Below are 15,193 nucleotides of genomic sequence, written 5' to 3'. Positions count from 1 at the left end.
CAAATACAAACCTTTTTCGGAGAATCGATCGCACAATGGTCGTATCTCCCTAAAAGGTATCATCGGTTACATTGGTTACCTTCTACTAGAAACACCCTTAGGTAGTATAAAGAGTGGCAAAATAAAAAAGATAGCAACTACAGAGAATAGCAATCCTCCAATGGTTCCAATTGCAAAAGAGTACCAAAATACCTCTCCTTTTTGGAACAGTAAGAACGGGATCAAACCTAAAACAGTAGATAGTATCGTAAGCATGATTGGAGAGATCTTATAATGCACTGCTTTCATAAAACAGAAAAGACTCCCTCTATCCGAATACCTTTTCTTAAATGAATTATAGTCATTCATGATATAAAGCGCAGCATTCACCGCAATCCCACTCAGCATGATAAACGAAGCATACCCCCCATAATCACAAGGCAACTTCAAAGTTCCAAACATAAAAAATACACCGGTAAAGCTCAATGGCAAAACCATCAACACACTAAGGGGCTGTCGAATGGATTCAAGCAATACAGTGCAGATAACAAAGATGATAAACAAAGCGATAGACAACCACAAAAGAACAGGATCCTCCTCATACCACTGTTGATTATAATCTTTGAAGTCAACAGTAAACCCCATAGGCATTTCACTCTGAATAGACTGTATGTCCGCACCAATAATCTTCTCCATCGTCTTATCACTCCCCTGAAATGTAAAATTCACATACAGAAGGTATTGTTGATTCTTCTTTAATACCGGAAATACAATTGATCCTTCCTCCATAGTCATCACACTTCCCAAAGGAACATAACCATAATCTCCGTCGATATATTCATGCTGTAGGCTCCATATATCATATCTATTATACTGATCAGAAAATAGCGACATCTGCTGGGTCTTTAACCATGGAGTCTGAATAGTGTAACGATGCTTCCTCGTATGTTTGGTTAAAGCACGATATAGTTGTGAAAGTTGCACACCCCTTTCATTCAATTTTGCTCTATCCATTTTAAGTTTCCGCCCCTCCTTCTTCACAATCATCCAACCAGTCTCTCCCGCTACTTTCACTTTTTTAACTCGCTCATGACACTTCATCGCAAGAACTAAATCATTGGCATATTTCATCAACTGATCATACTCATAACCATGCAGTTCGATCACCTGATCAGGAATCTCTGTCTCAGGCATCTTCGCATACGCTTTTCCGACACCTCTCACAGTCCAGTTTACTCCACCTGTCACCACGCCAAACACTTCCAAATCTTTTTTTACCGTAAAAGGCAAAGGGCTGTTCTCTCCTTTAGGAGTGAAATATACCTCTATATCAAATCGATCAGGATTTGATAGGGTCGTAATAAACGTCTTAATTTCATGATATTTTGCCAAATGACGTTCCACTCTATAAGCAATCTGTTTTAAATGCTCATAAGTTCCCCCTTCCCTATTCTCACAAGAGAGTATCAACTTTGTCTCCTCCACTTTATCATCACGATGTCCCTGCTCAATCGCTTCATGGAATTGATAAAACGTACCTCCTAAATACTTCTCTATGCTATATCGGTTCTCCTGAAACCATTCAGACTGAAATATTTTATTGTATAAAGAGTGCATAGGAACATTCTCTTCTAAAGAAGATGGCAAAAGATATACAGGCAGTCCAAAAGCCCAAATCATCAACACCAAAGAAGCCCAACGATAACGACGCAAGAAGAGCAGAAGTTGCTTGTAATACCCCGCGAAACGAACCTGAATTCGCTGTCTCCCTACCCTTTTTCTACTATGCGATGTTTTTATTGGAAAACGATCCATGAGTGCAGGAATCAAATACAGTGCAATGACTAGTGAGAGAGCCAAATGGATAATCACAACCCAAGAAAAATCTTTTAATATAAGCTGTACTGACTCCGACTGGAAGAAGATAACAGACAAAGCACCAATCGTAGTTAAAGTTGCTGCCAATATAGCCCAAAAGACCTGCATTCCCCCTTTATATCGAAGATGATCAATCATCACAATGGTGTTGTCAATCACCATTCCCAAAGAGATGGTAAAACCAGCCAAAGCATACATATGAACCTCTACTCCAAACAGACGATAGAATCCTATCGCAATAGAAATATTCACAAATAAGGAAACCACCACATAAAAGAGATAGCGTCCACTACGTGTTACCCACCATACAAATAAAAACAACAAAAGCAACGAAAGAAAGGTACGGTAAAGCATCGTAGTAAGAGACTCTCGAAGGAGCTCCGCTGCATTATATGTTAATTTAAACTTCCAATCTTCTGGCAACTCCTTTTGAAGTTTATCTATTTCACTCAATACAGTGCGTTCTAACACCAACTGATTGACTCCCTCTTCTGGAACAACAGTAAAAGAGACAACCTGCTTGCCATCCACATGTACCACTTGTCGAGAAGTCACAGGAGCTCGATAAATATCCGCTACATCTCCCAATAAAATCTGTCTCCCTTTATGAATCTCGATTGGAATATTGGCTAATGTACTCTTTGGGGAAACTTTTGTTCGAAGCCAAACTTGAACCGCATAGTGACTCTTAGTCTCCATAACCCCTACTTGAAAACTCTTAAGATGCATAGAGAGTGCTTGACTTATTCTTTGGGGAGTCACCCCTAAGATATCACAAACATCTGTTTTATATTCAATGTTCCACACCATACGATTCTTCCCATACAGTATCACCGATTGAACCCCCTCAACCACACCCAATTTTGGGATTACATGTTTCTCTACATAGTGGTAAATTTCATTCTGAAGGCTTTTAGCGATCAACTGAACTCGTAATATCGGTTTCTCCTTCTCTACTCCTCCCACCTTCAAAGACGGGAAAGAGACCCCATCCGGAAAAGATCGATATACTCGGCGTAGGACAGATAGTGCTTGAAATTCAAACATCTCTAAGTCTACGGCCTTCTTTAAAGAGATCGTCACACTTCCTCCTCCCTCATTCGTACGCGACTCTATCTCCTTCACCCCTTGGAGTGTAGACAAGGAAGACTCTATTTTAGAGGTAATCTCTTGCTCAATAGTACGCGAAGTGGCATTAGGCCAATAAAAATATACCGAAACCTTTTTCGATGTTCTTGATGGCATCAAACGAAGATCTAGGTGTCTACTTGCAACCAGTCCTATCAAGGAGAGGACAACAAAGAACAGTATCGTGGAGAATGTGGAACGTCTCATCATAACGACACATTTTTTGACTCTCCATAAATCCTACGCTTTCCATTCCTCCTACGCTTCATTACCAAGACAAAAAGAAGTGGAACCACAAAAAGACTGACCAATGTACCCAAAGTCATTCCCCCAATTACAGATATTGCAAGTGGAACTTGAAGGTCATTTCCGATACCACTACCAAAGAGAAATGGAATCATTGCAAAAATGGTGGTAAGACTGGTCATCACAATAGACTTGAAACGACGTCTTCCACCCACAAGCAAAGCTCTATATAGCGACATATGCTCTTGTATCATCAATGCTTGTATCGTATCAATTTTAAGGATAGAGTCATTGATGATAATACCACTCATCACGACGACTCCGATTAAAGACATCAAGTTGATAGACTGACCAAAAATCCAAAGCATTCCCATCACTCCAAAAAGATCAATAGGGACCTCCACCAAAACGATAAATGGCAATACGAATGATTCAAACTGGATGGTCATTATCAAATAAAGGAGAAGTAAGGATACCACAAATACCCCAATCAATTCATTTATCATAGAGTCTCTCTCCCATATACTTCCTCCATAGACTACAGAAACATTCTTCACCCGATCTACAACCTTGTTTATAGCGGACATCAATAAATTGGCATCCTTCAACTGTTCTACATGGTTTATATCCAAAGGGTAATAGCTACCCACAGTACCTCCCTCTATATTTTTAAGACGCTCTATGGCAAGCCCCTTTGCAATATGTGATAGTGGAATAGGATCTCCTTGACCATTCAAGACACATCCTTTATTCATAAAATCAAAATCTTTTTGCCTCGGCATGGTCAACACCACTGGAACACGAGAAACTCCTTCTGAGACAGTTAAAATAGTCTCCTGACCAAGCGTTCTCTTTAACATCTTCTCGACTTGTTGTGGATCAATACTCCAAGCCTGCATCTTTATAGGATCTAACTCAATCTGACACACCTCCTTTAGTGAGATCTCTGGAACTGTGTCTAAAGCTGAAAGATTCTCTAAACCATCCCACACCTCATGCAAAGGAGAAATATTCTCCATATCATCCAATAAAAATCGGGCTTGCACGGGGGCCTGTTCTCCACCGAGGAAGAGGGTTAGAAAGTTCTCTGAAGGAACTACAGAAACTGACGCTTCAGGATACACATCATAAATCCCATCCACAATCATCTGGGCAACCACATCCAAACTATCCGATTGAGCAGTCGATAGATAGAGCATGGCATCTCCAACTCCAGTGGCATCTCCTTGAAACATCACAAAGTCTTGAGTCCCAACATAAGCCACAGACATGGTCGTTTTATCTTTTACACCATCTAATATTTGGGTCACACGGTTACGATTCTCGACGAGGGTAACGGGACGGTTCCAAGAGATCTTTACCCCAAATTCATTTTGTGCTACGGTGGGAATCATCTGCTTTGGTAGCATTACACCAATCCACCCCCCGGCAACCATTACAACCAACGAAAGACTCAAAATCAAACCGCGTCTTCGCATACAGAAGATCATACATCGCTCATAAATATCTATTAATTTCTCAACCCAATGGGTCTCTTTAAAGTCTACTTTCGTATCGTGTTGAAAAATCAGACGATAGACCACAGGAAGAAATGTAACAGACACCAATAGAGAAATCCCTAAACCCAAAGTGATAGCCATCGCTTGATCATAAAATAGCGCCCCTGATATCCCACTTAAAAAAATCAATGGAACAAAAACCGCACATGTCGTCAATGCCGAACTAAGCATCGGTTTGAACACCTCGGATGCTCCCACCACACATGCATCTTCTAAAGAAGCACCACGCTCTCGATGTTGTGTAATATTATCCATTACAATGATGGCATTGTCTATCATCATCCCAACCCCCAAGATGAGCCCTGAAATAGAGATTAAGTTCATGGTAATATGAAGCCAATAGAACCCCATAAAACAGATAACCAAACTGATTGGAATCGTGATAGTCATCAAGAGAGAGACCCGAAAATCCTTCATAAAGAAAAACATTACAATCACTGCCAAGAGTGCTCCTATCCATAAACTCTGTTTCAAATTCTCTATCGCATAGGAGAGGAGGGTCGTTTGGTCGCGATTTACTTCGAAGTGCAAAGAAGGGTAAGCAGCGGTCAAATCATTCATCACCTCATTTAACGATGCCTTTAAATCCTGAAATCTCGCTTCAGACTTCTGAATGACAGCCAAAGAGATTGCTCTTTTCCCTCCATCTAATACCAATCCTTGGTGAGGAACCATTCGCTCTTCAATAGAGACAAGTTCTTTTAAAGGAATCGTAACCCCTTCATGTTTATAATACAGCTTTTCTAAATCCGCTCTAGTTTGGATACTGCCATTATAACTAAAAAAGAACTCATATGCTCCATCCACCACCCTCAAGTCATTACAATGTACTTGTGAGTTGCGCAGATAACGTTCAAGGTCATCCATGGTTATATGATGCATTTGCAACATCGGACTATTGGGGATCAATACAATCTGTGAACGCATAACACCTGACTGGTCCACCATTGCCACCTCAGGAATCTGCTCTAAACGACGCAACACAACAGAATGAACGAATTTAGACAGTGCTAAAAAATTTGTAGAGGTAACAGAATCACGGGGCGTTACTTGAATATAACAAACAGGCAGATCCGTGACACTCGCTTTCATCACTTGTGGACGTTCCAACTCTTTAGGTAACATAGACAACGTTCTATCAATCTTCTCGTGGGTTGCGACAAAAGCTCTATCAATATCCGTTCCATAGTAGAAACGCAAAGAGATCGTTCCAGACCCATCACGACTATCACTATGAATATCTTTAAGATGTGGTAACTGCATCAAACTATTTCTCAAGTTTTGTACCACTTGCTGCTCAAGGACTGTAGCACTAGCATCAGCCATTTGTGTTCTGACAGTGATCTGAGGAATACTCACTTTAGGCAACATCGCAATAGGCAACTTCAACAAAGATACCACTCCCAGAATGGCAAGAGATAGAAATACCATCCCAACAGCAATAGGGCGTCGAACAATTTCTTTATGCATAGTTAGAAAGGTCTTTGATTATAGTTCAATAATATGATCTAAAACGATATCGGAGTGATGGGCCAAATTCACATAATTGGAAACAATCAATGAATCTCCAGCCTTCAAACCTTTCTCAATACAGATCGCATGGTCATTCTCACCCTTAATATGGACATACTTCCAAGCAGCCTCTTTTCCATGCTTTACAAATACAATCCGTTTTCCAGAACGACGAAGAACCACCTCTTTTGGAACCACAACTTGATCTTTCATCGTATGTTTTACGGAGATGGTCGCATGCATGCCATCCATCAAAACGGTCGACGATTTAGGAGTAAGTGTACCAACGACATGGATAAAACCATAACCATCTACTTGTGGAGAGATCTGTTTTACTTTTCCATACACCTTTTGGTTTGAGGCGATCAAATCCACTTCAATGGTATCATTCAGGTGAATACTTTGAAGATCGCTCTCCAATATTTTGAAGGAAACCTGATAATCTTTTTGAGGAACATAACGAAATAGCTCTGTTCCAGTGCGACATTTTTGCATATCCGACACAAGAACTTCTGTTATCTGTCCATCAAAAGAAGCACATATCTGTAGACTTTTAAACTGTCTCAACAGCGAAGCATATTCTCTTTTTGACTCCGTAAGGCCTGACTGTAACTCTAAATAGCCTCTTAAGCCCTTGTCTAATTTAACGGAATCTTTTAGTTGATGAACCCTTCCTAACAGGGAGTTCATATAACTTAGATTGGATTTGTCTAACTGAATCTTTGCCTGATCCAATCGATCCCTTAACTCTAAACTCGACATCGATACGATCACCTCTCCTTTCTTTACAGATTGCCCTATCTCTCTCTTAAAGTGAACCACTCCAGTAGAGGAGCAAGAGACCACAATATTCTTCGAAGCCTTCACCACGCCTTGGAATCTAAAAGTGTGGTCAAAAGACTGTTTTTTAATCACTGCAACATTCACAGGAACTGCCACATCTCGCGCAACAGAACTATCTTTTGAAGACTCTTTCACCTTATCATCATTGGAGCAGCCTAAAAAAGCGAAAGCTCCGATAAAAACAGTTATCACAAATATTATTTTTCTCATAACACCTCTAGGTTCGGTTATTACACTATCTTGATTTAAATAAAAGAGTGTCATGGATTACTGTGCCACTATGCTTTATCAAGCACCTCTTCAGCATCTGTTGTTTCTTCTCTTGCTCGATGACAACCTTTACAAAGGTACTATCTCCAGGCATCACAGGATGCATATCCCACATTGGAGATACACAGCCACAGGAGGAGGAGATTCGATATATCGAAATAGGTGACTTCGAACGGTTTCTTATCCAATAATGCACCTCAAATTGGGTAGGCAAATGCGAGCTCTCAATCCATATGGTCTGATTGGAACCAAAATCGCCCACTCCTACACCTCCAAGTTCTAATTTTGGAGAGACACTACAATTTGTTAATAAATATAAAAAAACTATGCCAATTATCCATCTCATAACCCTCTTATTGTATCAATGATGGCATTATACCGATCGATGGCATCACGATCCATTAATGGATCGCCAGTCTGCAACACTTGATTATTAGGATCCACAAAGAGCACACGCTCTGTCTCGTTAGGAGTGAAGAGTTCGTTTGTCTCTTCAAAAATAAAGTTTCTATCCCACAACAATACTCCTTTCACATCCACCTTTTCGTACATTCTGTTCACAAAATAGATAGAATCCGATCTAGAGATATTCAACACATGAACCACCTCTATCTTATCCATATGATGGATACCCGAATAAAGCGCTCTATCTACCATATTCAATTTCCCATATATACATTTGGGACATATCGCATCATGAATGGTAAAAAAACGATACGTACCCCCCATGAACCGATTCGGAATATCCCGAATACGAGCAGAGTCAGAAATATATTTCAATTGTGGATCGAAATGAATCTTCTTCCCGATAAAAGGACTTTGATAACTCTCTTTACACCCAATAAAAAGAGTGGTTAATATGATTATTAGGCAAATACTTTTAAACCGGTTCATATGGCACCAAAACATAAGGATGATCACTATCTTTCAAATTCACAAGAAGCTGCTTGCGGGAAGGAAGAACGATAAATGTAGAAACATTATGGTCTAAACGAATGGTCTCGATATAGTTTCCATCCAAATCAAAATGTAAAATCTCTTCAGAACCTACATCTTTCCATCTGCCTCTTTTGTCTTTGATATGGCTATAACCCGTATGATGATCGACAAAAAGATCATTTCCTGCACAACAAGGTTTCCCAAAATAGAACCGACGTTTTCTCTTCTTCAACGCTTTCTCTCCGTAGATCTCTCGAACAACTTCTCCCTTTCGATTATAGATAGATAGAAGATGATATTTAGAGTAAGCTACCACATAACGATCGGAAGAAGAGCTGATATTAAAAGAGAGTTTAAATAAATCAACGATAGGATTGGGGTCTAATACCTTCTTCGTCTCTCCTGTAAAAAGATTCCCTTCAACAAAACTCGCATAATAACTAGAAGGACTAGTAACAGATATATTACTTCCAAAATAAGTTTCATCCCCTAACGTGGAGATATGCCCTGGAAAATTCTTGTGATCTCTAATAGAACCAACTGTTTCAGGAAGATAATGATCATCTGCTATCGCCTCTTTTATATTAAAATAGTAGATCAAATATTTGCTATAATCCACAACCAAGAAACCCTCTCTACTAGGCAATGCTGTACATCCATTAATAATTTCACCAGGACCTTCGCCTACAACTCCTGTATAACCAAGTGGCTTTAAGGTCTCCAAATCATATATGGCAAAACATTGATCCATTCGATCTCCATTGTGGAATACCAAATAACGATCTTGACAAACTGTCGCCAAACTAAATTCTGATTCATTAAGCTCTAAAGGAGATGCTTCGGGTTGAACCACTTTCTCTGAAATATCTGTCAAGCAATAATGCGTCGATATCTCATTTTGACAGGATAAAAGAAACACTCCCAAGAGAAATAATATAAAATATTTCATAGTATTAGGTATTTATAGTAATTATCTTGGAAAATACGATCAATCCTCCAAGACAATTCATTTTAGACTTAACTTACTCGCCATTGGATCTAGTGCCAGTCCCTTTTGAACCTTTTCCTCCCCAATCATAATCTTCTGTTTCAGCATGCCACTCATAACAGTAACACTGAGATTTTTCCTTTGAAATACATCCATTCGGACACCAGATATTTGGTTCTTCTTCACCACTATTCGATCTTTGGGCATCAACATTTAAAAAGCCAAACAAAACACATACACTAAAAACACATACAAAAAATAACCTCCTCATATTAAAAATTTTAATTAATTATTACTTAATAGTGTTTATATATATATGTAAAACACAGAATTAATTGACATCTTTTAACATTCAAGAATTAACTAAAGTGACAAATAGAACCTTGGTAATTAACTTACTAAAGAAAGCTTAAGAACCGACGGGTTCATATGGCACCAAAACATAAGGATGATCACTATTTTTCAAATTCACTAGAAGCTGCTTGCGGGAAGGAAGAACGATAAATGTAGAAACATTATGGTCTAAACGAATGGTCTCGATATAGTTTCCATCCAAATCAAAATGTAAAATCTCCTCTTTCCCTGTAGACTTCCACCGGCCTCTTTTGTCTTTAATATGGCTATAACCCGTATTATGACTCACAAAAAGATCATTTCCTGAACAATAAGGTTTCCCAAAATATGATCTACGTTTTCTCTTCTTCAACGCTTTCTCACCATAGATCTCTCGAACAACTTCTCCCTTTCCATTATAGATAGATAGAAGATGATATTTAGAGTAAGCCACCACAAAACGATTGGAAGAAGAGCTGATATTACAAGAAAGTTTAAATAAATCAACGATAGGATTAGGCTCCAATACCTTATCTGTCTCTCCTGTAAAAAGATTCCCTTGAACAAAACTTGCATAATAACTAGAAGGACTTGTAACAATTATCTTATTACCAAAATAGAGGCTATCCCCTAACATAGAGATACGCCCAGGAAAATTCTTCTGATCTCTAATAGAACCAACTGTTTCAGGAAGATAATGATCATCTGCTATCGCCTCTTTTATATTAAAATAGTAGATCAAATATTTGCTATAATCCACAACCAAGAAACCCTCTCTACTAGGCAATGCTGTACATCCATTAATAATTTCACCAGGACCTTCGCCTACAACTCCTGTATAACCAAGTGGCTTTAAGGTCTCCAAATCATATATGGCAAAACATTGATCCATTCGATCTCCATTGTGGAATACCAAATAACGATCTTGACAAACTGTCGCCAAACTAAATTCTGATTCATTAAGCTCTAAAGGAGATGCTTCGGGTTGAACCACTTTCTCTGAAATATCTGTCAAGCAATAATGCGTCGATATCTCATTTTGACAGGATAAAAGAAACACTCCCAAGAGAAATAATATAAAATATTTCATAGTATTAGGTATTTATAGTAATTATATTGGAAGATACGATCAATCCTCCAAGACAATTCATTTTAGACTTAACTTACTCGCCATTGGATCTAGTGACAGTCCCTTTTGAACCTTTTCCTCCCCAATCATAATCTTCTGTTTTTGCATGCCACCCATAACAGTAACACTCAGTTTCTTCATTTGCAACACATCCATTCGGACACCAAATATTTGGTTCTTCTTCACCACTATTCGATCTTTGAGCATCAACATTTAAAAAGCCAAACAAACCACATACACTAAATACACATACAAAAAATAACTTCCTCATATTAAAAATTTTAATTAATTATTACTTAATAGTGTTTAAATATATATATTTAAACACAGAATTAATTGATGTTTTTTAACATTCAAGAATTAACTAAAGTGACAAATAGAACCTTGGTAATTAACTTACTAAAGAAAGCTTAAGAACCGACGGGTTCATATGGCACCAAAACATAAGGATGATCACTATCTTTCAAATTAACAAGAAGTTGCTTGCGGGAAGGAAGAACGATAAATGTAGAAACATTATGGTCTAAACGAATGGTCTCGATATAGTTTCCATCCAAATCAAAATGTAAAATCTCTTCAGAACCTACATCTTTCCATCTGCCTCTTTTGTCTTTGATATGGCTATAACCCGTATGATGATCGACAAAAAGATCATTTCCTGCACAACAAGGTTTCCCAAAATAGAACCGACGTTTTCTCTTCTTCAACGCTTTCTCTCCGTAGATCTCTCGAACAACTTCTCCCTTTCGATTATAGATAGATAGAAGATGATATTTAGAGTAAGCTACCACATAACGATCGGAAGAAGAGCTGATATTAAAAGAGAGTTTAAATAAATCAACGATAGGATTGGGGTCTAATACCTTCTTCGTCTCTCCTGTAAAAAGATTCCCTTCAACAAAACTCGCATAATAACTAGAAGGACTAGTAACAGATATATTACTTCCAAAATAAGTTTCATCCCCTAACGTGGAGATATGCCCTGGAAAATTCTTGTGATCTCTAATAGAACCAACTGTTTCAGGAAGATATTTTGTATCTGCTATCGCCTCTTTTATATTAAAATAGTAGATCAAATATTTGCTATAATCCACAACCAAGAAACCTTCTCTACTAGGCAATGCTGCACATCCATTAATAATTTCACCAGGACCTTCGCCTACAACTCCTGTATAACCAAGAGGCTTTAAGGTCTCCAAATCATATATGGCAAAACATTGATCCACTCGATCTCTATTGTGGAATACCAAATAACGATCTTGACAAACTGTCGCCAAACTAAATTCTGATTCATTAAGCTCTAAAGGAGATGCTTCGGGTTGAACCACTTTCTCTGAAATATCTGTCAAGCAATAATGCGTCGATATCTCATTTTGACAGGATAAAAGAAACACTCCCAAGAGAAATAATATAAAATATTTCATAGTATTAGGTATTTATAGTAATTATCTTGGAAAATACGATCAATCCTCCAAGACAATTCATTTTAGACTTAACTTACTCGCCATTGGATCTAGTGCCAGTCCCTTTTGAACCTTTTCCTCCCCAATCATAATCTTCTGTTTCAGCATGCCACCCATAACAGTAACACTGAGATTTTTCCTTTGAAATACATCCATTCGGACACCAGATATTTGGTTCTTCTTCACCACTATTCGATCTTTGAGCATCAACATTTAAAAAGCCAAACAAACCACAGACACTAAAAACACATACAAAAAATAACTTCCTCATATTAAAAATTTTAATTAATTATTACTTAATAGTGTTTAAATATATATATATATTTAAACACAGAATTAATTGATGTTTTTTAACATTCAAGAATTAACTAAAGTGACAAATAGAACCTTGGTAATTAACTTACTAAAGAAAGCTTAAGAACCGACGGGTTCATATGGCACCAAAACATAAGGATGATCACTATCTTTCAAATTAACAAGAAGCTGCTTGCGGGAAGGAAGAACGATAAATGTAGAAACATTATGGTCTAAACGAATGGTCTCGATATAGTTTCCATCCAAATCAAAATGTAAAATCTCTTCAGAACCTACATCTTTCCATCTGCCTCTTTTGTCTTTGATATGGCTATAACCCGTATGATGATCGACAAAAAGATCATTTCCTGCACAACAAGGTTTCCCAAAATAGAACCGACGTTTTCTCTTCTTCAACGCTTTCTCTCCGTAGATCTCTCGAACAACTTCTCCCTTTCGATTATAGATAGATAGAAGATGATATTTAGAGTAAGCTACCACATAACGATCGGAAGAAGAGCTGATATTAAAAGAGAGTTTAAATAAATCAACGATAGGATTGGGGTCTAATACCTTCTTCGTCTCTCCTGTAAAAAGATTCCCTTCAACAAAACTCGCATAATAACTAGAAGGACTAGTAACAGATATATTACTTCCAAAATAAGTTTCATCCCCTAACGTGGAGATATGCCCTGGAAAATTCTTGTGATCTCTAATAGAACCAACTGTTTCAGGAAGATAATGATCATCTGCTATCGCCTCTTTTATATTAAAATAGTAGATCAAATATTTGCTATAATCCACAACCAAGAAACCCTCTCTACTAGGCAATGCTGTACATCCATTAATAATTTCACCAGGACCTTCGCCTACAACTCCTGTATAACCAAGTGGCTTTAAGGTCTCCAAATCATATATGGCAAAACATTGATCCATTCGATCTCCATTGTGGAATACCAAATAACGATCTTGACAAACTGTCGCCAAACTAAATTCTGATTCATTAAGCTCTAAAGGAGATGCTTCGGGTTGAACCACTTTCTCTGAAATATCTGTCAAGCAATAATGCGTCGATATCTCATTTTGACAGGATAAAAGAAACACTCCCAAGAGAAATAATATAAAATATTTCATAGTATTAGGTATTTATAGTAATTTGACTACCTCCCGAAAAAAGTTGTATTATTACTGCAAGTATCTGACATTCACAATATAATACATGTGTAAAAACGAGGAAAGCTAGATTAAAAATGTTATTTTAAGTGTGAAAACATAATCATTTAAAACCTAGCTCATGAACAAGATACTTACAAAACAAATACAGAACAAGCTAAGTCTATATTTTTGTAAATTAAATAGTCATTTAACCAAACCAGAATTACGTTGTACACGTGAGATAACAACAGGTATTCTTAAGACAGGGTCTGTTATTATCAATCAAATAGCAACAGCTATAGGGGATTCTATAAACAAACAACAAACGACCAAAAGGCTTCGAAATCATTACAATAAAAAAGGTTTCTTTTTAAAACTTCTTAGAGGCCATATGGATTGTGTGTCAGATACAATTCATGAAGGAGACTACATTCTATTTGATGGATCAGATATTCAAAAGAAATATGCTAAGACCATGGAAGGTCTGGATTTTGTAAAAGATGGAGATGAGAAAAATAAGGTTGGATTAGGTTATTGGCTTATGAATGTTGTACATATTGATAAGGCCAATAAGATGACACCTTTGTATAATAAGCTGTACAGTTTCGATCATGGAGCCAAGAGTGAAAATAATGAAGCAATCGAAGCATTAAAAGAAGTAGATAATGCTATTTCAAAGAATGTAACTTGTGTGTTTGATCGAGGATTTGATCGTCAGATTATTAAGGATTATGTTGTTAGTCAACAAGATAACTTCATAATCAGATTGAAAAAGAATACCAAATTAATATACAAAGGCAAAGAAACTACTGTATCTACAATTGGGAAAAAAATTCCATTCTTCATGGAATTAACTGCCAATAAAAGAGGCAAAAACAAAAGTAAAAAGATAAACTTTGAGTGTGGTGCTGTTAAGGTTAAATATAGAATAAAGCAGAGGGAATTTGAGCTATGGCTTGTTGCTACAAAACGCAAATCAGGAGGGAAATGTTGGTTATTAACCAACTCACCTAAGCATACAATAACAGAAGTTATTAGTGAAGCTTTTCAAGCATATGGCTTTCGTTGGAAAATAGAAGAATACCATAGACATATCAAATCAAGCTATGATTTAGAGAATATACAAATAAAGAAGTTTGATGGACTGCAATGCATGTTGGCAATTTTAACCATTGCAATGGGAATCCTTTATAACACATTAGAGTCCATGCATCTTAGATTGTTGCTAGATAGCAAAATTAAGATACTTGATAAAAACAAGGTATCTGAACTCAGAAATTTTATCTATTATAAGATAAGTACGATAATTAAAATTTTATTGGCAAATGCTTACACAAAACATATAATACAGAGTAAACAGACACAAGTAGACGTAGGACAAATGAGACTCAATCTAGATTTCTGACTAAAAAAACGGGAGGTAGCCAATTATAGTAATTATCTTGGAAGATACGATCAATCCTCCAAGACAATTCAT

The 15,193-nt window shown here is 37.3% G+C and carries 13 protein-coding genes; 1 reads left to right on the top strand and 12 read right to left on the bottom strand.

Annotated features, from left to right (window positions below; all coding sequences use genetic code 11):
* Window positions 1–75 precede the first annotated feature (75 nt).
* From K4L44_14050 to K4L44_13995, 12 genes are all read right to left on the bottom strand, one after another.
* Window positions 76–3,195: an efflux RND transporter permease subunit gene (locus K4L44_14050; protein ID QZE13676.1), complete on the bottom strand. Its 3,120-nt coding sequence runs from the start codon at window positions 3,193–3,195 to the stop codon at window positions 76–78.
* Window positions 3,192–6,260: an efflux RND transporter permease subunit gene (locus tag K4L44_14045; GenBank protein QZE13675.1), complete on the bottom strand. Its 3,069-nt coding sequence runs from the start codon at window positions 6,258–6,260 to the stop codon at window positions 3,192–3,194. The genes K4L44_14050 and K4L44_14045 overlap by 4 nt, the downstream gene beginning before the upstream one ends.
* 18 nt (window positions 6,261–6,278) lie before the next feature.
* The gene (locus tag K4L44_14040; protein QZE13674.1) at window positions 6,279–7,355 is read right to left on the bottom strand and encodes an efflux RND transporter periplasmic adaptor subunit; all 1,077 of its coding nucleotides are present in this window, start codon (window positions 7,353–7,355) and stop codon (window positions 6,279–6,281) included.
* Between the two features lie 25 nt (window positions 7,356–7,380).
* A complete protein-coding gene (locus K4L44_14035) occupies window positions 7,381–7,761 on the bottom strand; it encodes a DUF1573 domain-containing protein (GenBank protein QZE13673.1) in 381 nt (126 codons plus the stop codon).
* Window positions 7,758–8,309, bottom strand: a complete 552-nt coding sequence (locus K4L44_14030; protein ID QZE13672.1) for a hypothetical protein — start codon at window positions 8,307–8,309, stop codon at window positions 7,758–7,760. The genes K4L44_14035 and K4L44_14030 overlap by 4 nt, the downstream gene beginning before the upstream one ends.
* Entirely contained in the window at window positions 8,296–9,303 is a 1,008-nt protein-coding gene (locus K4L44_14025; GenBank protein ID QZE13671.1) for a TolB-like 6-bladed beta-propeller domain-containing protein, read from the bottom strand. Before K4L44_14025 ends, K4L44_14030 begins: the two co-directional genes overlap by 14 nt.
* Before the next feature lie 73 nt (window positions 9,304–9,376).
* Window positions 9,377–9,613 (bottom strand): hypothetical protein, encoded by a 237-nt coding sequence (locus tag K4L44_14020; GenBank protein QZE13670.1) that lies wholly within the window; start codon window positions 9,611–9,613, stop codon window positions 9,377–9,379.
* A gap of 138 nt (window positions 9,614–9,751) precedes the next feature.
* The gene (locus tag K4L44_14015; protein ID QZE13669.1) at window positions 9,752–10,765 is read right to left on the bottom strand and encodes a TolB-like 6-bladed beta-propeller domain-containing protein; all 1,014 of its coding nucleotides are present in this window, start codon (window positions 10,763–10,765) and stop codon (window positions 9,752–9,754) included.
* Between the two features lie 73 nt (window positions 10,766–10,838).
* Window positions 10,839–11,075 carry a hypothetical protein gene (locus tag K4L44_14010; protein QZE13668.1) on the bottom strand — a complete coding sequence of 79 codons (237 nt, stop codon included), beginning with the start codon at window positions 11,073–11,075 and terminating at the stop codon, window positions 10,839–10,841.
* A gap of 139 nt (window positions 11,076–11,214) precedes the next feature.
* The gene (locus K4L44_14005) at window positions 11,215–12,228 is read right to left on the bottom strand and encodes a TolB-like 6-bladed beta-propeller domain-containing protein (GenBank protein QZE13667.1); all 1,014 of its coding nucleotides are present in this window, start codon (window positions 12,226–12,228) and stop codon (window positions 11,215–11,217) included.
* 73 nt (window positions 12,229–12,301) lie between these two features.
* A complete protein-coding gene (locus K4L44_14000; GenBank protein ID QZE13666.1) occupies window positions 12,302–12,538 on the bottom strand; it encodes a hypothetical protein in 237 nt (78 codons plus the stop codon).
* 143 nt (window positions 12,539–12,681) lie between these two features.
* Window positions 12,682–13,695: a TolB-like 6-bladed beta-propeller domain-containing protein gene (locus tag K4L44_13995; GenBank protein QZE13665.1), complete on the bottom strand. Its 1,014-nt coding sequence runs from the start codon at window positions 13,693–13,695 to the stop codon at window positions 12,682–12,684.
* A gap of 160 nt (window positions 13,696–13,855) precedes the next feature.
* On the opposite strand from K4L44_13995, the gene K4L44_13990 reads away from it, so the two are divergent.
* Window positions 13,856–15,121, top strand: a complete 1,266-nt coding sequence (locus tag K4L44_13990) for a transposase (protein QZE13664.1) — start codon at window positions 13,856–13,858, stop codon at window positions 15,119–15,121.
* Window positions 15,122–15,193: the final 72 nt, after the last annotated feature.

The sequence above is a fragment of the Prolixibacteraceae bacterium genome (assembly GCA_019720755.1).
Taxonomy (GTDB): Bacteria; Bacteroidota; Bacteroidia; order Bacteroidales; family Prolixibacteraceae; genus Halosquirtibacter; species Halosquirtibacter laminarini.
The sequence above is the reverse complement of the archived record's forward strand: the minus strand, read 5'-3'. Positions and strand labels throughout refer to the sequence as shown.

Bases quoted from the DNA above. Each gene is read 5' to 3' on its own strand.
- K4L44_14050 (QZE13676.1), bottom strand. From the start codon at position 3,195: ATGATGAGACGTTCCACATTCTCCACGATACTGTTCTTTGTTGTCCTC.
- K4L44_14045 (QZE13675.1), bottom strand. From the start codon at position 6,260: ATGCATAAAGAAATTGTTCGACGCCCTATTGCTGTTGGGATGGTATTT.
- K4L44_14040 (QZE13674.1), bottom strand. From the start codon at position 7,355: ATGAGAAAAATAATATTTGTGATAACTGTTTTTATCGGAGCTTTCGCT.
- K4L44_14035 (QZE13673.1), bottom strand. From the start codon at position 7,761: ATGAGATGGATAATTGGCATAGTTTTTTTATATTTATTAACAAATTGT.
- K4L44_14030 (QZE13672.1), bottom strand. From the start codon at position 8,309: ATGAACCGGTTTAAAAGTATTTGCCTAATAATCATATTAACCACTCTT.
- K4L44_14025 (QZE13671.1), bottom strand. From the start codon at position 9,303: ATGAAATATTTTATATTATTTCTCTTGGGAGTGTTTCTTTTATCCTGT.
- K4L44_14020 (QZE13670.1), bottom strand. From the start codon at position 9,613: ATGAGGAGGTTATTTTTTGTATGTGTTTTTAGTGTATGTGTTTTGTTT.
- K4L44_14015 (QZE13669.1), bottom strand. From the start codon at position 10,765: ATGAAATATTTTATATTATTTCTCTTGGGAGTGTTTCTTTTATCCTGT.
- K4L44_14010 (QZE13668.1), bottom strand. From the start codon at position 11,075: ATGAGGAAGTTATTTTTTGTATGTGTATTTAGTGTATGTGGTTTGTTT.
- K4L44_14005 (QZE13667.1), bottom strand. From the start codon at position 12,228: ATGAAATATTTTATATTATTTCTCTTGGGAGTGTTTCTTTTATCCTGT.
- K4L44_14000 (QZE13666.1), bottom strand. From the start codon at position 12,538: ATGAGGAAGTTATTTTTTGTATGTGTTTTTAGTGTCTGTGGTTTGTTT.
- K4L44_13995 (QZE13665.1), bottom strand. From the start codon at position 13,695: ATGAAATATTTTATATTATTTCTCTTGGGAGTGTTTCTTTTATCCTGT.
- K4L44_13990 (QZE13664.1), top strand. From the start codon at position 13,856: ATGAACAAGATACTTACAAAACAAATACAGAACAAGCTAAGTCTATAT.